We start from the raw sequence: 26,383 nt of genomic DNA on the forward strand, positions 1-26,383 counted from the left end.
ATGATAAGTAGAGATTTAATTAAAGATGTTCCGGCTAAACCCGGTGTTTATTTGTGAAAGGATAAAGACGGCAAGGTCATTTACGTCGGTAAGGCTAAAAATCTAAAAGCAAGAATGAGTCAGTATTTTGACAAAAAAATGCTCAACTCCTATAAAACACCAAAAATGCTAGAAAAAATAGCCTCATTTTCAACTATTATTCTTGAAAGTGATCGAGAGGCTTTTATTCAAGAAAGAAAATTAATTGATCAATATCGACCTTTTTATAATGTTTTATTTCCAGTAAGAAATTCTTTTCCATATATTAGAGTCAAGTTGCAAAATAGTGGACATTTAGAAATAAGCATTAAAAATAAATATGAAAAAGAAAAAAATGCTATATATTATGGTCCACTACCCAACAATAAAGATTTCAAACCACTCATTCGCTATTTAAATCATCTTCTTTTATCTGAAAATGGATTAATTGTGACAAAACAAAGTAAGGAATTTGCTGAAGCAAAATTTCAAGAAGCTAAAAAAATCATGAATTTTGGAAGACAATTTAAAAATTTATTAGATAACAAAATTTTGATTGCAATTGAAAATAACATGTTTGAGCAAGCTAAATTTTACAATGATATTTTAGAGTTATTAAACTATAATTCACAAGATCAACACATCTTCATTAAATCACAAAAAGCAATTGATGTTTTTGGATTTTATCAACATGAGGATATCATTTTAATTCATGCAATGCTATATCGAAATGGTGTTTTGATTAATCAAGAAGATTTTTCATTTCAAATTAAAACCTCATTTGAAAATGCAATTAATGAGTTTTTTTCGGATTTTTACATTCATCAATTAATTCCTGATCAAATTATTCTTCCCGAACAATATGCAAATATGAATTTAGAATTTTTTGATTTAATTTCTTTTAATGACAAGGAATTGAGTATTAAAGCTGAACAAAATGCTAAAAATAACACCACTATTAAAATTCAAAACTACAATAATCTAATTTCAAGAACTTCGATTGCACAAGAATCCTTGAGTATGTTTTTTAAATGTCCAACAAATAAAATTGTGATTTTCGATAATTCTTTTTTAAAAGGTACAAATGAAGTAATTGGCGGCGGAATTTTATTTATTAATGGTCAACCCTCTAAAAAAAGTTACCGATTTTATAATTTGGATAATTCTAAATCACGGCATGCTGATGTTGAATACATGAGGCAAACTTCATTACATTATCTAAAAGAATTTGGTTCTGAAATTGATGTTATTCTAGCTGATGGAGCCATTGCTCAAATAAAAGAAATAAAAATTTCATTAGAATCTCTTGATTTGAATGTACCAATTTTTGGATTAATTAAAGATGAAAAACATGAAACGAAACATATAATTGATGAGCATGGTAATTTAATTTTAATCACTGACAAGAATGCTTTCGATTTATTAGCTAGAATGCAAACCGAAATTGATCGTTTTGTTAAAACCATGTATAACAAAAAGCATTTAAAAACTCTAATTAATAACCCACTTCTGAAAATAAATGGTATTGGCAAAGCAACCTTACAAAAACTTTTGACAAGTTTTGGCACTTATCAAAATATTTTAGGTGCATCATTTGAAGAATTAAGCGAAATTGTAAGTCCTAAAATTGCAAAAAAAATTATTGAAGAAAAATGGTAAATATTTGATTTTAGAGCTTTTTTATTTTGGCTAAAAAAAATAATAATAAATAATACATTTTTTCATATTATTGGCAAATATATGCTAAAATATTAATAGTGATGGTCGTGTAGCTCAGGGGATAGAGTACGTGCCTTCTAAGCATGTGGTCGCAGGTTCGAATCCTGCCACGATCGCCATTTTTTTTATTTTATTTTTGACTAATCATAATTTATTACTTCGGTAAAACCTAGAGCATAAATTAATGAAAAAATATTGATTATTTTTTGTTGTTTCTATATATTTATTAATAATCTCAAATTTATTCATTTGAAATAACAATTTTATTATTAACTTATCTTCAAAATATATTTTCTGTGATTTTGTTTATAATTTATGGGTCATTATAATAATTGCATCAATTCGTTCAAAAAATATATTTCTTTTTTGCATAACATTTTTAAAAAAAATTTAAACATTTTTTGGTTTAATAGTATAATAATAAAGCACGTAAGAACACAAAAGCGAGTGTAGTTTAATGGTAGAACATCAGCCTTCCAAGCTGAATACGTGGGTCCGATTCCCATCACTTGCACCATGCGGATGTAGTTCAATGGTAGAACATCAGGTTGCCAATCTGAATACGAGGGTCCGATTCCCTTCATCCGCACCATTTGCACTAAGTTAAACTAAGGCAAAATGCCTTTTAATTGCGCCAATTAAAACTTAATGTCATAGTTAAGTTTTTTTATTAACAATTTTTAAAATCAATAAAAATATTTAAACCAATTTATTAACCTATAAGTTAATTGAAACAACTTGTTTTTATTTTTTGCTTTATAATATGAAACATAAAAAAATAATGTAAGGAGGCCTCTTGGCAAAATTATTAGTTTTAAATGGTTCGCCAATACCAAAATCAGACTCAAATTCTTATAGATTATTAGAATTTTTTGTAAATGAATACCGTAAAAATAATCCTAATGATGAAATTATAGATTTGGATTTAAATGATCTAGAAATGTCAACTATAAGTTTGACATCAAAAAATATTGGTGAATTTTTTAATGAAAAAAATTCAGCTCAATATATTAGATTATTAAAAGAAGTTAATAAAATTGTAATATCAGCTCCGATGATTAACTTATCTATTCCAACTATTGTAAAAAACTTTTTTGATCGAATTATTGTTGCTAATGAAACATTTACTCACAAAGAATCTTCAAATGGCAAAGCAAAAGGATTATTAAAAAATTTAAAAATTCAAATTATCGCAACCCAAGGTTCACCAACAACACTAGAACCCAAACATATTCAAATGATGGAAATGATATGAAAATTTTTAGGTGCTGAAATTAGTCCAAGTTTTCTTGCAGCCGGAATAAATATAGCACCGCTCAACAGTATGACAAAAGATGAATTAGTTAATTATTTTAAAGATGAATTAATTACAAAAGCAAAAGCATTTTAATCAAGAGTAGCCAATTAGGCTATTTTTAATTTGATAATGCTATAATAAAACTATGATTTTACAAAATTAGGAGGATAATGTCAAAAATAATTGTAATTTATGGGTCACCAATTGAAGAAAACTTATCAATATCAACAATGCTAACAAAACGTTATGTTGAAGAGTATAAAAAAGCACACCCTATGGATGAAATTCAAGAACTTAATTTAAATGATCTTGATATGTCGACAAATCTATTAACATCAAAGAATAAAGTAAATTTTTTTAATGAAAAAGATTCTGATTTTTATATAGAATTATTAAAAAAAGCTGATAAAGTTATCATGAACAGCCCAATGATAAACTTTAATGTACCAGCAACTATTAAAACTTTCTTTGATCGAATTGCTGTGGCCAACAAAACTTTTTCATATAAATATGCAAAAAAAGGCGCAGCAATTGGACTTTTGGACAATTTAAAAATTCAAATTATTGCAACCCAAGGGGCACCACTTGGCTGATATCCATGGGCAAGTCATATTAATTATCTTGAAGGAATATGAAAATTTTTGGGAGCAGAAGTTAGTGAAACTATTATTTTAGCCGGAGTTAAAGCCAATCCACTTAAAAACTATACTATGGAAGAGCTACTAGAATCAAAATTAAGCGAAATTATAGAAAAGGCAAGCAATTTTTAGTTTCTGATAAATTATTGAAATCACAAATTGATGTGATTTTTTATTTATAAAAAAATCTTTGCTATAATAGTTAATGCAATATTAAATTGCCTCTTGCAAGTGGGAGAATTTATAAAAATTCATTTGCACCACAATAATCGAAAGGATTTTATAATGGCAAAAAAAATTGTTAAAAAAGCCAAGTTACAATTTAATGCTGGGCAAGCTAAACCCGGACCATCTTTGGCTGGTGTTGGAATCAACATGCCAGAGTTTACAAAAGCATTTAATGACAAAACTAAAGACAGAGGATCTGAACCAGTTCCTGTTTTAATTACTGTATATGAAGATAAATCATTTACATTTAAATTATTTACTGCACCAACTGCTTATAAATTAATCGAAGCAGCAAAAATCAAAAAAGGTAGTGGTAAACCTAATAAAGAAAAAGTTGGTTCAATTACTCTTGATCAACTTAAAGAAATTGCTGAATACAAATTACCTGATTTAAATTCATCAAAAATTGAATCAGCAATGAAACAAATTGCTGGAACAGCTAAAAATATGGGAATCACAGTTGAAGGCTATGAAGAATGACTAAAAGGCGGTGCTAACTAATGGCAAAAAGAATTTCTAAAAATGTTAAATCGGTAAAAAGCCTAGTTAACAAAAAAGATGTTTATCCTTTAGTGGAAGCAATTAATTTAGCAAAAAAAGCTTCATTCGCTAAATTTGATGAATCACTTGATATAGCTATCAAATTAAACCTAGATACCAGAAAATCAGAACAACAATTACGTGGATCGGTTCTACTGCCACACGGAACTGGTAAAACTGTTAAAGTTTTAGTTGCAACTGATGAAACTTCAGCACAAAAAGCAGCATTAGAAGCTGGAGCTGATTATGTATACTCAGCTTCTGAATTACCAGAAGTTTTAAACAAAGATAAATATGATTTTGATGTTATAGTTGCGGATCCAAAAATGATGTTAGTATTAGGAAAATATGGTAAAAAATTAGGACCTAAAGGTTTAATGCCTAACCCTAAAACTGGAACTGTTACAACAAATCCCGCTAAAGCAGTTGAAGAACTTAAAAAAGGTAAAGCTAATTACCGTGCTGATAAAGGTGGAATTATTCATGCTTCTGTTGGTAAAAAATCAATGGATTCACAAATTCTAGCTGAAAATGCCGAAACTTTAATCAATACTGTTAAAAGATTAAAACCACAAACTGTTAAAGGTGTATACGTTTTAAATATTACTGTATCAACATCAATGGGTGCATCAGTAAGAGTAAAAATAGATTAATAAAATAAACATTATCAATAGCGATAATGTTTTTTATTGCAATTTTTAATTATTTATAAATAATGTAATAAAAAAGCATTGATGTTAAACACACAATGCTTCCTTTATTATTTTAAATTATGAAATGCGTCAATACCTTCGTATTTTGCATTTTTATCTAATTCCATTTCAATTTTTAATAGTCGGTTATATTTTGCAACTCTATCAGTTCTTGACATTGATCCAGTTTTAATTTCGCCTGTGTTGAATCCAACAGCTAAATCAGCAATAAATGTATCTTCAGTTTCACCTGAACGATGTGAAATGATTGGCACTAAATTTGCTTCCTGTGACATTTTAATAGCAGCAATGGTTTCTGTTAGCGAACCAATTTGATTAATTTTAATTAATGATGCATTAATAGCTTTTTTATCAATTGCCATTTTGATGTATTTTGGATTAGTTACAATCAAATCATCTCCAACAAGTTGAACTTTTTTACCATATTTTTTATTCATTTGTTCAAATCCAACTCAATCGTTTTCATCATGTGAATCCTCGATTGAAATAATTGGATATTTGGCAATTAGTGTTCCATAGTAATCAACAAATTCCTCTGTTGTAAATGAGTATTTAAGATTTGAATATTTCTCAAATCCTGCTCTTTTTTCATCAATAGCTTTTTTAAATTTCTTGAAAACGTATGTTTGTGTTTCTTTATTATAAAGCTCTGAACTTGCAGCATCTAAACAAATTGCTATTGCTTTCTCTCCAGATGTTGCAGCTTTAAATCCTGCTTTTTCAATAGCCTTAACTAAAAAGTCTAAAGCTTCTTCATGAGTGTGGAGATTTGGAGCAAATCCACCTTCATCACCAACTTGAGTTCCATGACCCGCTTCTTTTAATAATTTAGCAAGTGTATGGAATACCATGTTTGCCATTTGCATGCTTTCTTTAAAACTTTTAGCTCCCAATGGCATTATCATAAATTCTTGGAAATCAATAGTGTTTGAAGCATGCTCTCCACCATTAATGACATTAAGCATTGGAACTGGTAATTTGTATGCTTTACGCTTGTCAAGTGATGCCAAGTATTCATACAATGGCAATTTAAGTTCTTTAGCAGCTGCACGTGCCACTGCGAGTGAAACAGCTAGAATTGCATTCGCTCCTAATTTTGATTTAATTGGTGTTCCATCAAGTTCAATCATCATTTGATCAATTTTTTCTTGGTTTAGAACATCCTCATTAATTAATTTGGGTGCGATAATGTTATTAACATTATCGCATGCGGTTTGAACACCCTTGCCGCCATATCAATTTTTTTCATATTTAGTATTTTTGTCCCTTAATTCAACAGCTTCTTTAGAACCGGTTGAAGCTCCCGAAGGAACTAAAGCTTCTGAATATGCTTTTTCGGTATTTAATTCTACTTTAACTGTTGGGTTTCCACGACTATCTAAAACTTCATATGCATTAAGTTTTATTATTTTTGACATATTTACACCTCAATTATTAATTATATATATAAATAAAAATAAGTATAAAAATATAGAACCTTTATATTTATTTGTAGCATTATTTATTTATTTTTTTAATCTTAATTTTTGTAATTTTTAACATAAATATTTTATTAAATTAGGTTTTTTAAAATATTAGATCTCTTACAAAACATATAAATATTAAACTTACATAAAACTATTTATATATAATATGTAAAATAAATTAGCAAATTTATCGGTGCAATATTAGCAAAATAGTTTTTAAAAATTTATTAGTAATATCCCCTGAACAAGAGTTATTGTGAGATTTTGTTAAATAAAAATTCTAGAATATAATTTTATTGATTTTCTAAACTTTAATTTATTTAATATGTGAAATTTAATAAAATTAACCTATAAATTAATATTACTGAAGTTATGTAAATATAGCAATGAAAAAGCAGGGTAATTAATCCTGCCTTTTTTATTATATGTTTTTAATGTAATTTTATGTTTTCCTGTTTGTTTACAAAAATGAATAATCCTATAAAAAAATCTTATGTTTCCTTAAAAAAATAATGTTTGTTTATTGCTATTTAATAATTTAAATAGCAATTAAATTATATAAAAAAAATAGCAAAATTTTTTATTTTTTTAAAAAAAATTATGAGATATCTAAAAAATTACATTTTTTTTAAAAATTAAACTTAATTTAATGTGGATTTTTATTTTTTAATTTTTATATATTTTTTAAATAATTTTAGATTCTTCTATATTTGAATATAAATTAGTTAAATTTACCTTAGTAAAATAATAAAAATTCCCTTATAAGATTGTTTATGAATTAAAATAAATTATTTTTTAAAAATATATGTCTCATTTTTTACTCTAAAATTTTTTATTTGAATAGTAAATATGTTAAATAAAAATTATTTTTAAATTATAATATATTTGTTATATATGCGCTCTTAGCTCAGCTGGCAGAGCAAAGGACTCTTAATCCTTGGGTCGTGGGTTCGATCCCCACAGGGCGTACCAAATAAAATAATCAGGTGATGAGCCTGATTATTTTTTATTAACTATTGACTAATAATTTCAATTTGATTGTTTTCATTTAGAGATATTTGAATAGCTTGATTTTCATATATGTGTTCACTAATCATAAAAATTGCTAATTTATTCTCTACATTTTTTTGAATGTATCTTTTAATTGGTCTTGCTCCAAAAGCTGAATCATAAGCATTTACGGCGATATATTTTATAAGATTATTTGTGTATGAAAGACGAATTGGGTGATTGTTTTCGACACGTTTAATTAATTTATTTAATTCTAACTTAACAATTTCCTCAATTATATTTTCATCTAAAGCATTAAAAATTACAATTTCATCAATTCTGTTAATAAATTCAGGTTTTAAACTTTTTAGCAACAAAGGACGAATATTATTTTCATTAACTTTCTTTTCTATAATTTCTGTACTTCCTAAATTTGAGGTCATAATAATAATTGTATTTTTGAAATTAATTTTTTTACCATGACTATCTGTAACTTGACCATTATCAAGAATTTGAAGTAATAAATTAAGAACATCAGTATGAGCTTTTTCAATCTCGTCAAATAATACTATTGAATAAGGGTTTTGTCTAATTCTTTCAGTTAATTGACCACCTTCATCGAAGCCAACATATCCTGGAGGCGATCCAATTAATTTTGAAACCGCATGTTTTTCCATGTACTCTGACATATCAATTCGAACAATTCGGTTATCATCATCAAATAGTGCTTCTGCTAATGCTTTAGCCATTTCGGTTTTACCAACCCCTGTTGGACCTAGAAATAGAAATGAACCAATTGGTCGGTTTGGGTCATTAATATTAGCTTTTGATCTTTGAATTGCTTCAGAGACTAATTTAATTGCATTATTTTGTCCCTTTACCCGTTTTTCTAGTGTTTGTTCTAAATTAAGAATTTTGTCCTTTTCACTTTGTAATAATTTTGAAACTGGAATTTTAGTTCATTTACTTACAATGCTTGCAACTTCTTCTGCATCGACAGAATCTTTAATAAGTCGTTCTTTTCTTGCTAAAATTTTGTTCTCCAATTGGTCACGAGTTTTAGTAAGTTCTGGCATTAGTACATACATAATTTTTGACGCTTCGGTATAATTACCTTCACTTTGTAGAATTGGTAATTGGCGATTCAATTCTTCAATATGTTCCTTTGTTACTGCCAATTTTTTAACATCAGATTTTTCTGAAATTCAGTTATTTTCAATAGTTATTTTATTTTCTCTTAACTCTTTTAGTGCTTTTTCAATTTCTTCTAGACGTAGCGCATTTTTTTTGGTATTTGCTTTATCTGTATTTTTTAAAGCTGCTTTTTCAATCTCTAATTTAGTAATTTCATTAATAATTTTTTCAAGAGATTCAGGTAAATAATTCATTTCGGTTTTGATATTTGATGCTGCTTCATCAATTAAATCTATTGCCTTATCAGGTAAAAATCGATCAGAAATATATCTATTTGATAAATTAGCTGCCGCCACCAAAGCATTATCCTCAATTTTTACTTGGTGAAATGATTCAAATCTTTCTTTAATTCCTCTCAAGATGTTGATAGTATCTTCAACTGAAGGTTCAGAAATCATTACCTTTTGCATTCTTCTTTCAAGAGCTGAGTCTTTTTCAATGTATTTGCGATATTCGTCTAATGTTGTTGCACCAATTAAATGAAGTTGTCCTCTAGCCATCATAGGTTTTAGTATATTGGCTGCGTCCATACTTCCTTCACCAGTTGCTCCTGCTCCAACGATGGTGTGAATTTCATCGATGAATAGAATTATTTCACCATTAGATTTTTCAACGCGTTTAACTAATGATTTTAGTCTTTCTTCAAATTGTCCACGATATTGTGTGCCCGCTACTAGCGATGCTAAATCAATTTCAATTAGTTGTTTGTTTTTCAAATTTTCGGGAACTTGATTTTCAACAATTTTACGAGCAAGTCCCTCTACAATTGCTGTTTTACCAGTGCCGGGCTCTCCCACTAAAACCGGATTATTTTTGGTCTTACGACTTAAAATTCTAACTAATGATCTAATTTCCTCATCACGATTAATAACTGGTTCTAGCTTATTTTGTTGTGCCAATTCGGTAAGGTCTCTTCCATAAGCCTTTAGCGGATCTTTAATTTCTTCATTTGGTGTAAATGATGCTTGCATTTTATTCCCTCCTTAACCTATTTTTCTAAAATCATTATAGCACTTTTTTAGCACTCTCACTCGTCAAGTGATAAAAATATTACTTTTTTCTTAATTTATTAAGAAACACCTCAATAAAAACTCTAGAAAATTATTGAAAATTCTAAATCTTTAAAAAAATATAATTATTTACCTTTATTAAAAAAAGTCATATAATAATTATGGTTATTTGATTAACCGATTTAAGTAAAATGAAAGAAATATTGAATAGAAGATTTTGAATAATCAATATCACACTTAATGCCGCAATGATGATGATGTATTTGGCATTTTCATTTATAAGATATGATTTAGCATTAGGCCATATTGTTGGGATAATTAGTTTTTGTCTGTTTTTGACATCAATTTATTTGCCTATTAAGGTAATAGCTAGCAAAAAACCACAAAAACAAATTACAAAAGTTAGGACATTAGGCGTCGTGCTTTTTTTAATTATAGAGTTTTGCAATTTTTTGGTAATTATCTTATTTGCAATATTCAATTATCTATTCAAATTAAAGTATGGATGAAATAATGTTGGGCAACAGCCTTTTAATATTTTTACCATTGTTAGTCCGTATTTAATTTTTATGATTCAATCAATCACAACAGTGTTAGTTGAATATTTTAAAAATAAAAAAAATCTTGGAAAGGGGGGATATGGACAAAATACTCAAACTTAATTGATGAGGAGCTCCTGAAAATGGCAAGGCATATGCTAACAATAATTTAATATTTAGCATGATTGTTTTAATATTTATAACATTAGTTTTATCAATATTAATTTATATTGCTATTCGTCGTCAAAAAACAATAAAAGCTCCTAATGCTCCACTTATGTTAGTTGAAACAATAATTATTTCAAGTGATGATTTCATTAGTGAAACTCACGAAAGAAAATTTGATCGCGCAAATCCTTATTTGATTTCATTATTTGTCTTTTTCTTTTTTGGAAATGTTGTTTCATTATTTGGGTTTGCCCCTATCGGTTCAAGTATCTCTGCGGTTTTAGCGGCCACAGCAGTTACCTGATTAGGAACATTAACGGTTGGTTTTATTTACAATAAATTTAGACACTTAGCAAAACTACTAAACCCATTAGAAATAGTCTCAACTATTTCGCCAATTATTAGTTTAACCTTCCGTATGTTCGGAAATATTTTAGGTGGTCTTGTGCTAATAACCTTATCGAGTCTTTTCTTAAATAATATTTGATCAAAAATTTTAGGAGTGCCTTCTGATTCAGCAGCTGCTGAAATTAATCCATTTGGAGTCTTGATATTACCATCATTTAATTTATATTTTGATTTATTTGATGATTTAATTCAAGCAGGGGTATTTATGATATTGACAATATCTTATTGACAAGGCGCCTCTGAGGTCGAAGTAAAAGAAAAACATAAGAAAAAAATAAAAGAACTAAAAGAATTAATTGTGGAAAATAACAATCAAGAAAATCAAGTTGATACAAAAATAAATCTTACAACTTAAAGGAGAAGAAAACATGAATGAAAAATTTAACTTATTAATTAACGCTTTTAATAAAGATACAGCCAGTGCAGGAAATGGTAATTACCCATTCGCTTATGGATTAACAATGTTAGGAGCTGGTCTTGCCATTGCTGGAGCTGGTCTTGTTTCAATAGGACAAGGTGTGGCCGTTGCTAAAGCTTGTGAGGCGATTGGAAGAAATCCTGAATCAGTTTCTAAAGTGCGTGGTGTTTTAATTCTAGGATTAGCAATTGTTGAAACTGCTTCAATTTACTGTTTAATTATTGCCCTATTATTAATATTTGTATAATATGGAAAATTTAATAGCTAACTATTCTGAAGTTAGAAGAGCTGATGTCAGCGAAGAATTAAATAAGGCATTTTCTGGATTAAGTTTTAACTGACCATATTTTGTCTTCTCATTAATCACATTATGTATTATTGTTTTAATTATTACCTTTTTGGTTTATAAACCACTTAAAAAAATGGTGCAAAAACGTCAAAAATTTATTCAAAATAATATTGACGACTCAATCAAGGCAAAAGAAGATGCTTTAAAAATTCGTGAAAAGAATGATAAGGCAATCATTGATGCTGATTTACAAGCTAATAACATTATTTCACTTGCAAAAATTGAAGGTGAAAAAATTATAGATAATAGTACAATACAAGCTAAACGAAAAGCGGAAATAATTATTTCCCAAGCTGACATTTTAATCAACAAAAAACAATCCGAATTTGAAAAAAAACAAAAGAAACTAATTATTGAAAGTGCTGTAGCATTATCGGAAAAAATTTTAGGCAGAGAAATCAAAAACAAAGATAATCTAAAAATGATTAAAGATGTTTTGGATGAAAAATAGATTATGACTAATTTAAATGAACTAATTTACAATTGATCATTTGCCCTATTTGATTTGGCAAGAAGTAGTGATAATTTACCTGAAATAGCTAACCAAGCCGCCGAAATTGTTAAAGTAGTTAAAAAAAATAAATCATATTTATCATTTTTAAACTCATATGATATTAGTGATGAAGAAAAATTTAAATTAATTGATAAAGCCTTTGGACAATATCATGAATATTTAATTAATATCATTAAACTTGCATCCAAACAACATACGATTAAGTATTTAATCGAAATTCTTAACAAATTTGTTGAACTTGCAAACGAAAAATTAAATATTAAATATGGAACGATTTTCACTGTTAAACCATTGACCGATGCTGAAATTAGAAAATTCGAAATTAAAATTTCAAAAAAATTAAATTCAGATGTTCATTTAATGAATGAAGTTACACCAGAAATTATTGGTGGAATTAAAATTAAAGTTGATGACTTTTTAATTGATAATTCAGTATTGGGTCAATTAAACAAAATAAAAAAACAAATTAATTAAATGAAAGGAGAAATATGCCATTAAAACCAACTGATTTGTCAGCCATTATTAAATCACAAATTAAAAATTTTACTCAAGACATTTCATATGAACAAATTGGTAAGGTTATCACTGTTGGAGATGGAATTGCTCTAGTTAGTGGACTAACTAATGTTGAACATGGTGAACTTGTTAAATTTGAGTGTGGAATATTTGGTATGGCTTTAAATCTTGAAGAAGATTTAGTCGGAATCGTTGTTATGGGGGACGATAGAAATATCGTTGAAAATAGTTTGGTAACTAGAACCAAAGAAGTTATCTCATCTCCTGTCGGTGATAATTTATTGGGGAGAGTTGTAAATGCGTTAGCTGAGCCAATTGATGGAAAAGGCAAAATAGTATATGAAATAAGACGCCCAATATTTAAAATAGCACCTGGTGTTATGACCCGTCAAGAAGTAACTGAATCTCTTCAAACTGGTATTTTAGCAATTGATGCAATGATTCCAATCGGAAAAGGACAAAGAGAATTAATTATTGGTGATCGTCAAACCGGAAAAACCGCAATAGCGATCGATACCATCCTAAATCAAAAAGATAAAAATGTATATTGTATATATGTTGCTATTGGTCAAAAAAATTCAACAATTACTCAAATAGTTGATCAATTAGATAAACATAATGCGCTAAAATATACAACAATAATTGCCGCATCAGCTGCCGAAAGTGCTCCGCTTCAATATGTTGCACCATATACTGGAGTTACTATTGCTGAAGAGTGAATGTCTAAAGGTCGAGATGTTTTAATTGTTTATGATGATTTGTCAAAACATGCTGTTGCATATAGAACATTATCACTTCTACTAAGACGTCCACCAGGTCGTGAAGCATATCCAGGTGATGTTTTCTACCTTCATTCACAATTGCTAGAAAGAGCTGCACGTTTAAATGCGAATAATGGAGGTGGTTCAATTACCGCTTTACCAATTATTGAAACACAAGCTGAAGATATTGCTGCATATATTCCTACAAACGTTATTTCAATTACTGATGGACAAATTTTTACCAAGGAATCTCTATTTAACTCTGGACAAAGACCAGCTATTGATATTGGATATTCAGTTAGCCGGGTAGGGTCAGCTGCTCAAACTAAAATGATGAAAAAAATTGTTTCTAGTTTGAAATTAGAATTAGCACAATATAATGAAATGTTATCATTCGCGCAATTTGGTTCTGATCTAGACCAGGCCACAAGAATTGTTTTAGATCATGGGGCAAAAGTTTTTGAATTGTTAAAACAACCTCAGTACTCGCCTTATTCATCTTTCGAACAAATTATTATCTTATTCTGCACCAAATATAGATTAATTAATGTAATCCCTAAAAACCAATTAAGCAAATATGTTTCTAGTGTTGTTAATTATTTTAAAAATAATGCCGAAGCAATTAATATTGCCAGAGATGTTCAAGCAGCAAGTGATTGAAATAACGAATTAATTGAAAAACTATACAATAAAATTATTGAATTTAACAATGATTTTGTAAAAAATATCCCGCTTTATAATAAAGAACTTTATTCACCAGTTCCAGAATTGCCATGGAAAGCTTACAAAAAATAAAGCACCGGATTAATTCAATTAATTCTACTAAGAAAATAACAAAAGCAATGCAACTTGTTGCTACTGCAAAATTTTCAAAAATCAAAAATAAATCAGAAAATGTTGATATTTATTATCAAAATGTCCAAAAATTATTTATTAATTTAATTCAAAATTCAGATCAAAATATAGACAAGTTATTGAATACAAATTCCTGAGATTTTCACCATAAACGCAACTTATACATTGTTTTCGGAAGTGATTTAGGTCTTTGTGGAGCATTTAATTCAGAAATGTTTAAAACCATTAAAAGAGAAGTTCAACCTGAAGATATGTTAATAGTTATTGGAAGCAAGCTACTAAGCATCATCGGTAGAGATAAATCATTTCGAATAATTCAAGCTATTACTCAAGTTGGTGATGATCCTGGATATGATATTGCTAAATTGATATCAAAAAAAGTTTATGACGTATTAGAAATTTCATTACTTAAATCAGTTAAACTAATATACACAAATTATGTAAACCCCATTAAATCAGATCCAGTAGTTCAAGAAATATTCCCAATTTCAAAAGAAACAATTTTAAAATTAAATTCATCACATATGATTGAGGAAATTGATTCAGATAGTTTTGAAACCAAACCAGAAGAAATCTTAAAAAATTCTTTTTCATTATTTTTCGAAGCATCTATGTATCACGCTTTGACAAGTTCTAAATTATCAGAAGTAAGCGAAAGAAGAACAGCAATGGAACAAGCTAGTGACAATGCAGAAGATTTAATTGATAATCTTAAAGTTGAATACAATAGTTCAAGACAAGCAAAAATTACTCAAGAGTTGACAGAAATTGTTAATGGAGCAAGCTAAAAAAAGAAAGGTTAGAAATATGCCAAGAAAAAAAGTTAATATTAGTGAATCTGAAACAATTATTTCTAGTAAAAGTAATAAAAAAAATTATGGAGTTATTACCCAAATACTAGGTTCAGTTGTTGATGTTAGATTCGAAGAAGGAAAGAGTCCTAAAATCTTAAATGCTTTAAAAATTGTTGATGAAGAATTAAAAGACAAATTTCAAGGGGAACAAATTCTAGAAGTTGCTCAACATATTGGAAATGATACAGTTCGAACTATTGCTATGAATTTAACAATCGGACTAAGAAGGGGAATGAAAGTACTTGATCTTAATTCACCTATTATGGCCCCAGTTGGTAAAAATGTTTTATCAAGAATGTTTAATGTTTTAGGAGAACCAATTGATCTACTCGGTGGAACATTTACCGATAAACTCCCAATCCACCGTTCTGCACCAAGTTATGAAGAACAAAAATCTACTTTAGAAATTTTCGAAACAGGTATAAAAGTTATTGACCTTTTAATTCCTTATATAAAAGGTGGAAAAATTGGGTTATTTGGTGGTGCCGGAGTTGGGAAAACCGTTCTAATTCAAGAACTAATTAACAATATTGCTAAACAGCATGGTGGGTTGTCTGTTTTCGCCGGAGTTGGTGAAAGAACTCGTGAAGGAAATGACTTATATCACGAAATGAAAGCTAGCGGCGTTTTAGATAAAACTGCTTTGGTGTTTGGTCAGATGAATGAACCTCCAGGAGCCAGAATGCGTGCTCCTTATACCGCACTAACTATGGCTGAATATTTTAGAGATTCAATGGGACAAGATGTGCTATTATTTATTGATAACATATTTAGATTTACACAAGCTGGATCAGAAGTATCTGCTTTGTTGGGACGTATGCCTTCAGCAGTTGGATATCAACCAACATTAGCTGTTGAAATGGGTCAATTGCAAGAAAGAATAACTTCTACTAATAAAGGGGCAATTACTTCAGTTCAAGCGGTTTATGTGCCAGCTGATGACTTAACTGACCCGGCCCCTGCAACAACATTTACTCACCTAGATGCTAAAACAGTTTTAGATCGTGATATTGCCGCACTTGGAATTTATCCAGCAATTGATCCATTAGGCTCAAATTCAAGAATGATGGACCCTAATATTATTGGATTAGAACATTATAATACTGCTCGATCAGTTCAAAATATTCTACAACGCTTTAAGGAACTTCAAGATATTATTGCAATTCTTGGGATGCATGAACTTAGTGAAGATGATAAAAGAACTGTCGCAAGAGCAAGAAGAATTAGAAATTTCTTGTCACAACCATTTTTTGTGGCGGAAAAATTCTCTGGTATTCAAGGTAAATATATTAAATTAGAGGATACTATTAACTCATTTAAAGAAATACTTAGTGGTAAATATGATGAATTACCCGAAGAAGCATTTTTATATGTTGGAACCATTGAAGATGTTGTTGAAAAAGCTAAAAAACTTGGAGTAATTTATAAAGGATAATGACAAATAACAAAATTAGGGTTATTATCACCACTCCACACGGAATATTTCTTGATGTGAACACTGATATTTGTACTTTTAGAACAACTGAAGGGGAAGTTGGTTTAATGGCAAATGCTACACAATTCATTTCTTCATTAATCCCTTCTATGATTTACATAAATTATAAATCGTCGCCTAACCTTAAAACTTATTATGTTGATAAAGGAATAGTTTATTTTAAGGATAACACATTATCAATGATAGTTAATGAGATTGATAGTAAACCATTAGTTCATAACGAAACCTTTGTTCAAGAAGATCAAACTAAATATCGCTTAATTGAAGAGTTATATCTAAAGAAAAAACTTACTGAAAATAACAAATAATTATGCTAGAAATTATCTCTAGCATTTTTTATTAAAGTTTGTAATTTTTTTTGATAAATTATTATATTATTTATATTATCTTATATAACTACACTTAATCAAATGATAATTAAAATAAGATAAGGAGAAAAAGTAATGTTAGAAATTAGTAATTTAAGCAAAATATTTCCAGACAAAAAATTATTTACCAATGTAAATTTGAAATTTTTGCCAGGCAACGTTTATGGAATTATTGGTGCCAATGGGGTTGGAAAATCAACATTTTTAAAAATTATTAGTGGAGAAATTGAAGCTTCTGGTGGTCAAATTATCAAAGAAAAAAATGCGAGAATGTCAGTTTTAAGTCAAAATCAAAACGAATATGATGATTTTGTTGTAACTGAAGTTGTAATTATGGGAAATAAGGAATTATATGATTTGAATATCGAAAAAAATAATATATACCTTGACCCTAATGCTACTGACAAAGATTATGAGCGTGCAAGTCATTTAGAACAAAAATATGGCGAAATGGGTGGTTGAAGTTCAGAAAATGACGCACAGATTTTACTTTCAAATTTAGGTATAGGTCCAGAAAAATGAGAAATGAAAATGAGTGATCTGAAAGCTAATGACAAAGTAAAGGTTCTACTTGCTAAAGCCTTATTTGGAAATCCTGATATTTTAATTATGGATGAGCCAACAAATAGATTAGATTTAAAAACTATTAAATGACTTGAAAATTTCTTAGTTAATTACGATAATATTGTCATCGTTGTTAGTCATGACAGTGATTTCTTAGATGAAATTTGTACTCATATTGTTGATATTGATTTTTCAGAAGCAAAACTATTTGTCGGAAATTATACCTTTTGAAAAACATCATCACAATTGATTTTAGATATGCAACAAAAACAAAATTTAAGAAAAGAAGAACAAGCACAAAAATTAAAAGAATTTATCGCAAGATTCTCAGCCAATGCCTCTAAATCTAAACAAGCAACAAGCCGTAAGAAGCTACTTGATAAGCTAGTAATTGACGAAATTAAGCCATCTTCAAGGAAATATCCTTTTATTAAATTTGAATTAAATCGTTTACCTGGTAAACAAATTCTGTCTGTGGAAAATCTAACATATATTAATGATGCTGGCGAAGTCTTGTTCGAAGATGTATCTTTTAATCTAAGAGCTAATGATAAAATGGTAATTATTGGTAATGATGATATCGCCAAAACTCGTTTTCTAGAAATATTGGCTGGGAAAAGACAGCCAACTAGAGGAACAGTTAATTGAGGAATTACTATCAAACCAAATTATTTTCCTACTAATAATAGTGAATACTTTCAAAATGATGAAACTATTCTAGAATGAATTAGTAAATGACCATTAAATAATAGCACTCAAGAGACCAAGGATAATAGCGATTCTCGTATGCGTGCCTTTCTCGGAAGAATGTTATTTTCAAATGATAGTGTGTTTAAAAATGTTACTGTAACAAGTGGTGGTGAAAAGGTTCGGTTAATGATGTCAAAATTAATGTTAGAAGAAAGTAATTTTTTAATTTTTGACCAACCACTTGACCATCTTGATTCTGAATCGATTGACAGTTTAATTGATGCTATAAAATCATATAAAAGTTCTTGTATTTTTACAACATATAATCGAGCAATGATTAAAGAATGTGCGTCGGTAATCTTAGAAATAAAACCACAAGCTAGCTATTTATTCTATGGCAATTTAGAAGAATACGAAGAAGCAATGGGTTATTAATTATTGAAAAAAGCACAAATTTGAGTTTGTGCTTTTATAATTTATTAAAATGACATTTGCGGCATCTAGCTTGATATTCATCACTATCGCCAAGTAGATGCTCTTGATTTGATTTAATAATTCGATAACTAGTAGAAGCAGCATGTTGACATATGACACAAATTGCTTGTAATTTTATAATTTTTTCAGCTATGGCCATTAATTCAGGCATTGGTCCAAATGGTTCACGAAGATAATTTTGATCCAATCCAGCAATTACTACCAAATAACCTCTATTGGCTAAATCATCAGCAATTTTTACTAAACTTTTATCAAAAAAGTGAGCTTCATCAATTAATACTGCCTTATATTCTTCTCTAGTTAGTAATTCATAAATTTCTTTCGGTTCTTTTATTGTAAATGTTTTATTTTTAATTCCTGCGCGACTAATAATTTCATTATCAGAAAAGCGGCTATCAAAAATTGGTTTTATAACAAGTGGTTTTAGCTTTGCATATTCTAATATTCGTATCTTTTTTAATAGTTCTTCACTTTTACCCGAGAACATTGGTCCGGTAATAATTTCAATCATCCCATCATTAAAATTTTTATACATATAACCTCCTTATTTAATGCATATTATTTTATATGAAAAAATTAATCTAGGTACTGATTAATATTTTTTTTAATATCAAAATTTTATGGCTAAAAAAATTAAAAATTTCTATTATTAATTTAATAAATTCAGTTATATAAATTGTCAATAATATCCATAAAAAATTAACAATATATTTATATTTTTTTATTGAAGGTATAGAGTAAATGAATTTTTGAATATATAGATGGCAATTTATAAACATTAATACACATAAATTAATCACTTTTTATTCTAAAAAAAATTCATTTATTAGAAAATAACTAATTTTAAGTAATAAAAAATATTTTAGTGATATACTAAGAAGTTAATAATTTATTTATTATTCTTGAATAATAATTATTTTTTACGTTAATAATATAAATTATTTTAATTTATTTTTTTTAGAATATTTAGACGTTGTTTATGTTTTTTATTTTTGCCTGTTTGTAAAGTAAAAAGCTCATGAACTCTGTTTATTTTTTTGTGAAAGAATAAACTTTAAAACTATGATTTAAAAAATTAGGAGCTATAAATGACAAAATCAAAACTCAAGAAAATATTGTGATCTGGAACTATTGTGGTTGGCGCTATGTCAATTGCAACAACAGTGCTTTTATTACTTAATAATAAACAAAAAGCCAATAAAAGAAGAGTTATTAATCTTTTCAATAAATTGAATGATGATGAAAACATCAAATATTTTTATGGTACGAAATTAAATGATGCCAATCAACTTATTAATCAACTTAATGAAAAATATGACGCCAACTTATTAACTAAGGTTGAAAAAGAATTAAATTCATTAGATGAAACATCACAATTAATTCAAAAAGATTCAGATATTAAAGGAGAAGCATTAACCCCTGAGCAAATAACTAAATTAGAACTTTATTGAGATAAAGAATATGCTAATGCTGTTGAATCAGTAAAGAGTGAAAATGGATATTGATTCGGCTTAGAAGAAAAACATCAAAATAGAATTAATGAATTAATCTTATCGGAAAAAAATGCTAAGGGTAAAGAAAAAGTTAATGCTCGTGAAGCCTTTAAAAAAGAATTAATAAATGATTCAGACTTAGCAAAAGCTTTAGTAGAATTGAAATCAAAAGTAAATGAATATAAATCTAAAATTCAAGATACCATTAAACCTTTAAAAGATGAGTCTAAAGTTAAAAAAGATTTAGTTGTTAGATTAAACACCAACAATATTAAAAAGCTAATGGATCTGCTAAAAGATTCTGAAAATCATAAAAACACCTATGATAGAATTTTAAAAACTGACTATGATTTAAATGTTAATATTCAAGATGCAAACGTTGAGTCATGAGCTGATAAATTGCAAACTGCTAATACCATCGAAAAGCAATATCCTTATTTAATAAAAAATGAGCTAAATACAAATAACTTTAAAATCTTACAAATTAGCATTATTGAAAAATCACAACTTGATACTAACGAAGTTGCTTATATTGAAAAAGACGAAAATCTAAAAATTAAAAAAGATAATCAATTTTGATTAAGATTTACTTATCAAGTCACATTTAAAGAGTATGCTGTTGACAAAGAAGTTCAAAATAAGATTTATTCATTGGACTATAGCGTTTCAAATGAACAACAAACAAACTTTAATGATTTTAAAAATAACTTTAAACCATACTACGATTCGCTAAATATTGAAGAACAATATTTTACCGTTAATAATAAAAGATACTACAAAAAGCATTGAATGGATCAAACATTACCACTTATTCAAAACCAATGAGTTGCTTCTAAAACAAAAATAGCAAATGATTGAAATGAATTTAAAAAGGAAATTATCGAGAGCGATAATTATAAAGAGCATTCAAAAGACACTTTGAAATCCCTAGCTGAATATATTGATAAAACATCAAATCGTTTCACACTTGATCAAAATGAATGAAAAGATGATAAAAATTGAACTTATAAGAAATATGCTTCAAATGAAAAACTAGTTAAAGATTTTACTAAAAGCTATGACACATGAAAAAATCTATTACTTAATGAAAAAGAATTAAAAGAAAAATATGAAGCTAGAAAAAATGATTTCAAAATCGACGACATTAAAGATGAAGAATGAAAAAAGACTGCTAATGATTATGTAAATAGTACCAACAATAAATATGAAGTTAATGACAAACTATTCTACTATGATAGGGATCAACAGATAGATAACAAATCAGTTTTAGCATATGACCTGAATGTTGATCAAATTAACAATAGTAATAATTTTTCAAAAAGTATTGAAAATCAAAGTTTTTTAAAGGTGTTAAGTGAATTTGTTAAGAGCTATGATGAATGAATAATGTTCTATGAAAAATCCGCTGATAAGAAATTAATTAAAAAATATTTTGAAACAGAATCACTGTTTATGTGAGCTACAAATTCAAGAGAAAAAATTGACCGTAGCGAAGACGTTTTAAATAAGTTTGTTAAAGCAATTTATACAGGAACTGATTTTAAAAATCTAGAAGAGAAAATAACTATATTTTTAAGAAAACGTAAAGATATTATTGATTATATTCAAAAACTTGACAAAACCTTTGAAGAATCAAAACCACAAATGTCTGAATTTGTTTTAGGTGATATAACAAAGGATATTAGCGCAGATGAATGGGAAAACAAAAAGCAAATAATTAATAGTTATATCAGCTTATACAAATTAGGTGAAGCAAAATATAACGCAGAATTTAAAAGACTTTCAGACCAAGATTTAGACAGTTCTAAAATTGAATCATTGAAAAATAAAAATAAATATACTTTTGATTTTAATTCTTTTTTAGAAATATCAAAACAAAAGGAAAACCAAAGTGATAAATTAGACTTATTAAATGCTAAATATAAAACACTTTATAAAAATATTCAAACCTTTATAGATAATAAAAAAATAGCTAGGGAATTTAAAAATTCAAATTATAAAGAAATAAATTATATTCATAAGCATAGCGATGATTGAACACTTGATTATGCTAAAAAATATACAACTATTAGTGATGTAGAAATTGACACAAATAACGAAAATCTAGTAGCTAACGGCACTAATAAATATCAAGTAAAAGATCAAAATGGCTTATTATGAGATATTGTTAACGAAGAAGTAATATCAAACAATTTAACTATTTCTTATGAATTAATTAGAAAATTTGATAATGATGATCAAGATCTTGCTTTTGTTGAAAATGTAAAAAACAATGTAGCAATTGAATCGAAATTTGCGAATTTTGATAGTAGATTATCATTATTAAAGAGTAATATTGAACTTTTAGAAAACTTTATTAATCCAAATAATTATATTTATTATGGCACTGATAATGAAGATGAATTTTTTAAAGATATATTTGAAAATTATCCTATTGAAAATCTAAATAAATGAAAAGGAAATGAAAGTTCAAGTTCAAGATATTTTAATGATAGTAATCTATTTGGATCTATAAGAAATATAAAAGAAAAGATTATTGATAGAAAAGATGATAGCGAGTATTTTTATGGTATTTTTAACAATAAATCAGATTTAGATACTTTTAACAATAATTTTAAATCTTGAGTTTTAAAGCTACAGGAAAATCAAAATAATAAATGACAAAAAGAATTCAGTGAAAGAATATTTAATATTTTAGAAAATACAAACAAAGATCAATTAATTTCTAATGTTCAAGATGATTATATAGAATTTGATGAAGCAATTGTGGATAAGACAGTTGATTCATTTATTACTGATAAGGTAAAAGCATTAGATTCGATAAAAGAAAAATATAATCATAAATATTCTGATGTAAATAATGCTATTAAATATGATGAATATAAATCATTACTTAATTTTAAAATGAATTCAGAATTTGATTATGATAGAAATGTTATTAATGTAACTTTATTAAATAAGAAAAATGAAAAAATTGAAATGAAAATTTCGTATAGACAAGCCTTGGAAAATAGTAAACAAGGACAAATGGTATATAAAAGACTTGTTCGTGAATTAAATAGATTGTCATTTTTAATGCACAGAGTATTTTGACATAACCGTCCAATAAATGATCAAACAAATAAAAATAATCAAAACAATAATTATTATGATGTGAATGATGCGAAATTACCTATTTTCGGAAAATATAAATTTATTTATTCTAATGATTTTAAATATCATCCGGATTTTGATCAAATTCCATTCAGCTTTATAATGCCATATCAATTTATTGAAAGTCCTAAACAATTTTATCGTGATGACAAAAATCAAGGATTTTATGATAATGGAATTCGTGAATATTTAAAATTTAAAGAAAATGATTGAAAAAAACAAATAGATTTTAGAAAAAAATTACAGGAAAGATATAATAAGGCAAAAAATAGATTACAAAATTTTAATTATGATTTAATTATTAATAATGATTTGTGAGATTCGAATTGAGAAACATCACCACTTCCCTTTGGAAAAATAAAAGAAGAATGAGATTATAGCCATAAAGGACTTAAATCATATTCCTTAATACCTCATTCAAATGGATGAGAAAGTTCAATAATTCCAATATTTGATGGATATGGTAAACCTCTTACAATTGAGAATTTAGTCTTGCATGGAGATAGTCCAAGATATTATTTATATATTTTAAGAACTGGTTTAACATTAGATGGTGAAATCGATAAATGAGATTCAACGGTTTATAAATTCAATCAAAAATATGAAGATGCAATAAAGAAAAATAATTCAATTTAAAATAAATAATTTAAAGAGGAGATAATATGGCACTAAAAGCAGGAATAGTAGGGTTACCTAATGTTGGTAAAAGCAGTCTTTTTTCCGCACTAACTTTAGTTGAAGCTGAAGCTTCTAACTATGCTTTCACCACGATTGAACCAAATGTTGCTATTGTTAATTTACATGACTATCGTTTAAAAGAATTAGCAAGAATAGTTAACACTAAAAAAATAGTTGAAGCAACATTTCAATTTGTGGATATTGCTGGATTAGTGGCCGGAGCCTCAAAAGGTGAAGGACTAGGGAATAAATTTTTAGCTAATATTCGAGAAGTTGATGCGGTTGTTCACGTTATTAGATGTTTTGAAAATCAAGACATTCTTCATGTTAGTGACAAAATATCACCAATTGATGATTTAAATGTTATAAATTTAGAGCTTATTTTAGCTGATTTACAAACTGTTGAGAATATCATAGCTCGAATGTCAAAAAAAGTTCATAATACTAATGATAAAGAGCTTAAATTTGAATTTGATGTCTTACAGAAGATTCGTAAATCATTAGAATCTGAAATAATGATTAAAAATCTTGATTTAAATCATGAAGAAAAATCTGCTATTGCAAAATATCAATTGCTTACAGATAAACCAACGATTTATGTTGCCAATTTATCTGTTGATGATTTTAAAGACATTAAAAATGCCAAACATTTTCAAACATTAAATGATCATTTAGCTAAGCAAAATGAAATACTTATTCCAATTTGTATTAAATTAGAATATGAAATATCTCAATTTGATGATGAAGAGAAAGCAGTGTTTCTTGCCGAATATAATGTCGAAGAATCAGGAATTGATAGCATTATTAAAAAAAGCTTTTATTTATTAAATCAAGCAACTTATTTTACGGCTGGCGAAATTGAAGCTCGGGCATGAACTTTTAAAAAAGGAATGAATGCTGCTGAATGTGCCGGAATTATTCATACCGATTTTGAAAAGAAATTTGTTAAAGCCGAGATTATTAAATTTGATGATTATGTTAAATTTAATGGTGAAAAAGGTTGTCGAGAAGCTGGGAAAATTAGTTTAGAAGGTCGCAACTACCAAATGCAAGATGGTGACATTTGCTTATTTAAAGTTGCTAAATAGAAAATTTTATTTAAAAATATAAGATAATATTTTCTTATATGGGGGTTTAGTATAATGGTAGTACCGCAGTCTCCAAAACTGCTCGTAAGGGTTCGATTCCTTTAACCCCTGCCATATCATTTAAAAATGAAATAAATCGGTTTGTTTTAAACACAGACACTAAAAATTAACATTTATCGGAAGTGTTAATTTTTTTGTACACTACTATTAAGCAATGTGTGGCTATAAAAAAATTAAAGAGGAAAATTATGCCAAAACATTTAAAAATGGAAGTTTAATATATCAAGCCTTCAAAGAAGGTTGAATATGAAAAGCATCAAGAGTTTTTTATATTATTTCACCGGATACTCAATTCACAAAAAGAAATTCTTTGTCGGGTAGAATTATAAAAATAATTAAGAATTATAATTTAGGCACGCAAATAAGAGGGAGCACTAATAGAAAAAAAGGAAATGGCGCACCTGGAAGGCCCAAGAAGCAAAGGGAATTAGATAGGGATATTTTTAGTAGAAAAGATTTAATTGAAATAGCTAAAAGATATTATGAAATAACTAAAGAAAATTCCAAAAAAGGGAATAAAAACGAAGCTAAAAACCTAAACATATTCCCTGTTTTTTACTTTTCTAGACAAACCATATCTGCTAATAAAACTACATAAAATCTCTAAAGTGCCATTTTAAATTCAGAAATTATCATTCAAACATTTAATGAAAATAAAGCAAGATTTGGCAAAAAAATTAAGTATGAAAATGCTTAAAAATGTATAAACGATTGTACTTTGAGGTGATATTTAGCGCAATTAGATCTTAGATGCAAAGTCAGACAAAAGCAAAAAAACTAAAGAAATCAAAGATACAAAAAGTAAGATCCAAAACATTGTTTAAAGAGATTAAAATGATGTTGATAATAGGAATATTTATGCCACCGATGTTTCATATATCAATGCTCCAAAAGATGTTAATAATAACCACGTTTTCTTATCTGTAATTATTAGCCATAAAACTAAAAAATCATTGGGCATGATTAAATAAATCAAATGATATGAATTTTATTTTAGAAAATGTACAAGATATCAAAAAGCAAAATCAAAAAAATTTTATTATTTATTTTGACCATGGATTCCAGCACACACATACCAATTACATCGAAAATATTAGTAATTTT

Annotated in this window: 21 protein-coding genes and 5 tRNA genes; 23 read left to right on the forward strand and 3 right to left on the reverse strand. The window is 27.6% G+C overall.

The window, feature by feature from the left end; genetic code table 4:
- The 8 genes from DA803_RS00435 (at nt 1) to rplA (ending at nt 5,093) form a co-directional block, all read left to right on the forward strand.
- On the forward strand, nt 1-1,677 hold the full coding sequence (locus DA803_RS00435; protein WP_114190685.1) for a GIY-YIG nuclease family protein: 1,677 nt from the start codon (nt 1-3) through the stop codon (nt 1,675-1,677).
- A 103-nt stretch (nt 1,678-1,780) separates the two neighbouring features.
- A tRNA-Arg gene (locus DA803_RS00440) sits at nt 1,781-1,856 on the forward strand.
- A gap of 324 nt (nt 1,857-2,180) precedes the next feature.
- Nucleotides 2,181-2,254, forward strand: a tRNA-Gly gene (locus tag DA803_RS00445).
- A gap of 1 nt (nt 2,255) precedes the next feature.
- Nucleotides 2,256-2,329 (forward strand) — tRNA-Gly (locus tag DA803_RS00450).
- A gap of 204 nt (nt 2,330-2,533) precedes the next feature.
- Nucleotides 2,534-3,127 carry an FMN-dependent NADH-azoreductase gene (locus tag DA803_RS00455; RefSeq protein ID WP_114190686.1) on the forward strand — a complete coding sequence of 198 codons (594 nt, stop codon included), beginning with the start codon at nt 2,534-2,536 and terminating at the stop codon, nt 3,125-3,127.
- A gap of 77 nt (nt 3,128-3,204) precedes the next feature.
- Nucleotides 3,205-3,804 (forward strand): FMN-dependent NADH-azoreductase, encoded by a 600-nt coding sequence (locus tag DA803_RS05910; protein ID WP_114190687.1) that lies wholly within the window; start codon nt 3,205-3,207, stop codon nt 3,802-3,804.
- Nucleotides 3,805-3,957: 153 nt separating this feature from the next.
- A complete protein-coding gene (rplK, locus tag DA803_RS00465; protein WP_114190688.1) occupies nt 3,958-4,401 on the forward strand; it encodes a 50S ribosomal protein L11 in 444 nt (147 codons plus the stop codon).
- A complete protein-coding gene (gene rplA / locus DA803_RS00470; RefSeq protein WP_114190689.1) occupies nt 4,401-5,093 on the forward strand; it encodes a 50S ribosomal protein L1 in 693 nt (230 codons plus the stop codon). The genes rplK and rplA overlap by 1 nt, the downstream gene beginning before the upstream one ends.
- A gap of 107 nt (nt 5,094-5,200) precedes the next feature.
- On the opposite strand, the gene eno is transcribed toward rplA, so the two are convergent.
- Nucleotides 5,201-6,571: a phosphopyruvate hydratase gene (eno, locus tag DA803_RS00475; RefSeq protein WP_114190690.1), complete on the reverse strand. Its 1,371-nt coding sequence runs from the start codon at nt 6,569-6,571 to the stop codon at nt 5,201-5,203.
- 944 nt (nt 6,572-7,515) lie between these two features.
- Between eno and DA803_RS00480 the strand changes: the two genes are divergently transcribed.
- Nucleotides 7,516-7,591: transfer RNA gene (locus tag DA803_RS00480), tRNA-Lys, on the forward strand.
- Nucleotides 7,592-7,632: 41 nt separating this feature from the next.
- Here DA803_RS00480 and DA803_RS00485 read toward each other — a convergent pair.
- Entirely contained in the window at nt 7,633-9,774 is a 2,142-nt protein-coding gene (locus DA803_RS00485) for an ATP-dependent Clp protease ATP-binding subunit (protein ID WP_114190691.1), read from the reverse strand.
- Between the two features lie 242 nt (nt 9,775-10,016).
- Here DA803_RS00485 and DA803_RS05915 point away from each other — a divergent pair, with 242 nt between their 5' ends.
- The 10 genes from DA803_RS05915 to DA803_RS05920 all read left to right on the forward strand — a co-directional run bounded on the left by DA803_RS05915 (nt 10,017) and on the right by DA803_RS05920 (nt 18,747).
- Entirely contained in the window at nt 10,017-10,475 is a 459-nt protein-coding gene (locus DA803_RS05915; RefSeq protein ID WP_145960815.1) for a hypothetical protein, read from the forward strand.
- Nucleotides 10,453-11,283 carry a F0F1 ATP synthase subunit A gene (locus tag DA803_RS00495; protein ID WP_114190693.1) on the forward strand — a complete coding sequence of 277 codons (831 nt, stop codon included), beginning with the start codon at nt 10,453-10,455 and terminating at the stop codon, nt 11,281-11,283. Before DA803_RS05915 ends, DA803_RS00495 begins: the two co-directional genes overlap by 23 nt.
- 13 nt (nt 11,284-11,296) lie before the next feature.
- Nucleotides 11,297-11,593, forward strand: coding sequence for an ATP synthase subunit C-like protein (locus DA803_RS00500; protein ID WP_114190694.1), 297 nt, complete (start codon nt 11,297-11,299; stop codon nt 11,591-11,593).
- A 1-nt stretch (nt 11,594) separates the two neighbouring features.
- Nucleotides 11,595-12,146 (forward strand): F0F1 ATP synthase subunit B, encoded by a 552-nt coding sequence (locus DA803_RS00505; RefSeq protein WP_114190695.1) that lies wholly within the window; start codon nt 11,595-11,597, stop codon nt 12,144-12,146.
- A gap of 3 nt (nt 12,147-12,149) precedes the next feature.
- A complete protein-coding gene (locus DA803_RS00510) occupies nt 12,150-12,683 on the forward strand; it encodes a F0F1 ATP synthase subunit delta (RefSeq protein WP_114190696.1) in 534 nt (177 codons plus the stop codon).
- A gap of 14 nt (nt 12,684-12,697) precedes the next feature.
- Nucleotides 12,698-14,281, forward strand: a complete 1,584-nt coding sequence (gene atpA, locus DA803_RS00515) for a F0F1 ATP synthase subunit alpha (protein WP_114190697.1) — start codon at nt 12,698-12,700, stop codon at nt 14,279-14,281.
- A complete protein-coding gene (gene atpG / locus DA803_RS00520) occupies nt 14,260-15,129 on the forward strand; it encodes an ATP synthase F1 subunit gamma (protein WP_114190698.1) in 870 nt (289 codons plus the stop codon). The genes atpA and atpG overlap by 22 nt, the downstream gene beginning before the upstream one ends.
- A gap of 19 nt (nt 15,130-15,148) precedes the next feature.
- Nucleotides 15,149-16,630, forward strand: a complete 1,482-nt coding sequence (gene atpD / locus DA803_RS00525; RefSeq protein WP_114191188.1) for a F0F1 ATP synthase subunit beta — start codon at nt 15,149-15,151, stop codon at nt 16,628-16,630.
- Complete coding sequence (locus DA803_RS00530) at nt 16,630-16,998, forward strand: F0F1 ATP synthase subunit epsilon (protein WP_114190699.1); 369 nt, start codon at nt 16,630-16,632, stop codon at nt 16,996-16,998. Before atpD ends, DA803_RS00530 begins: the two co-directional genes overlap by 1 nt.
- A gap of 135 nt (nt 16,999-17,133) precedes the next feature.
- The gene (locus DA803_RS05920) at nt 17,134-18,747 is read left to right on the forward strand and encodes an ABC-F family ATP-binding cassette domain-containing protein (RefSeq protein WP_114190700.1); all 1,614 of its coding nucleotides are present in this window, start codon (nt 17,134-17,136) and stop codon (nt 18,745-18,747) included.
- A 34-nt stretch (nt 18,748-18,781) separates the two neighbouring features.
- On the opposite strand, the gene DA803_RS00540 is transcribed toward DA803_RS05920, so the two are convergent.
- A complete protein-coding gene (locus tag DA803_RS00540) occupies nt 18,782-19,342 on the reverse strand; it encodes a thymidine kinase (protein WP_114190701.1) in 561 nt (186 codons plus the stop codon).
- 553 nt (nt 19,343-19,895) lie between these two features.
- Here DA803_RS00540 and DA803_RS05925 point away from each other — a divergent pair.
- The 4 genes from DA803_RS05925 (at nt 19,896) to DA803_RS05930 (ending at nt 25,877) form a co-directional block, all read left to right on the forward strand.
- Nucleotides 19,896-24,089 (forward strand): hypothetical protein, encoded by a 4,194-nt coding sequence (locus DA803_RS05925; RefSeq protein WP_114190702.1) that lies wholly within the window; start codon nt 19,896-19,898, stop codon nt 24,087-24,089.
- A 26-nt stretch (nt 24,090-24,115) separates the two neighbouring features.
- On the forward strand, nt 24,116-25,219 hold the full coding sequence (ychF, locus tag DA803_RS00550) for a redox-regulated ATPase YchF (RefSeq protein WP_114190703.1): 1,104 nt from the start codon (nt 24,116-24,118) through the stop codon (nt 25,217-25,219).
- Between the two features lie 40 nt (nt 25,220-25,259).
- Nucleotides 25,260-25,333, forward strand: a tRNA-Trp gene (locus tag DA803_RS00555).
- Between the two features lie 100 nt (nt 25,334-25,433).
- Nucleotides 25,434-25,877 carry a transposase gene (locus DA803_RS05930; protein ID WP_114190704.1) on the forward strand — a complete coding sequence of 148 codons (444 nt, stop codon included), beginning with the start codon at nt 25,434-25,436 and terminating at the stop codon, nt 25,875-25,877.
- Nucleotides 25,878-26,383 lie beyond the last annotated feature (506 nt).

Source organism: [Mycoplasma] phocae (assembly GCF_003332325.1).
In the GTDB taxonomy this organism is placed as follows: domain Bacteria; phylum Bacillota_I; class Bacilli_A; order Mycoplasmatales; family Metamycoplasmataceae; genus Metamycoplasma; species Metamycoplasma phocae.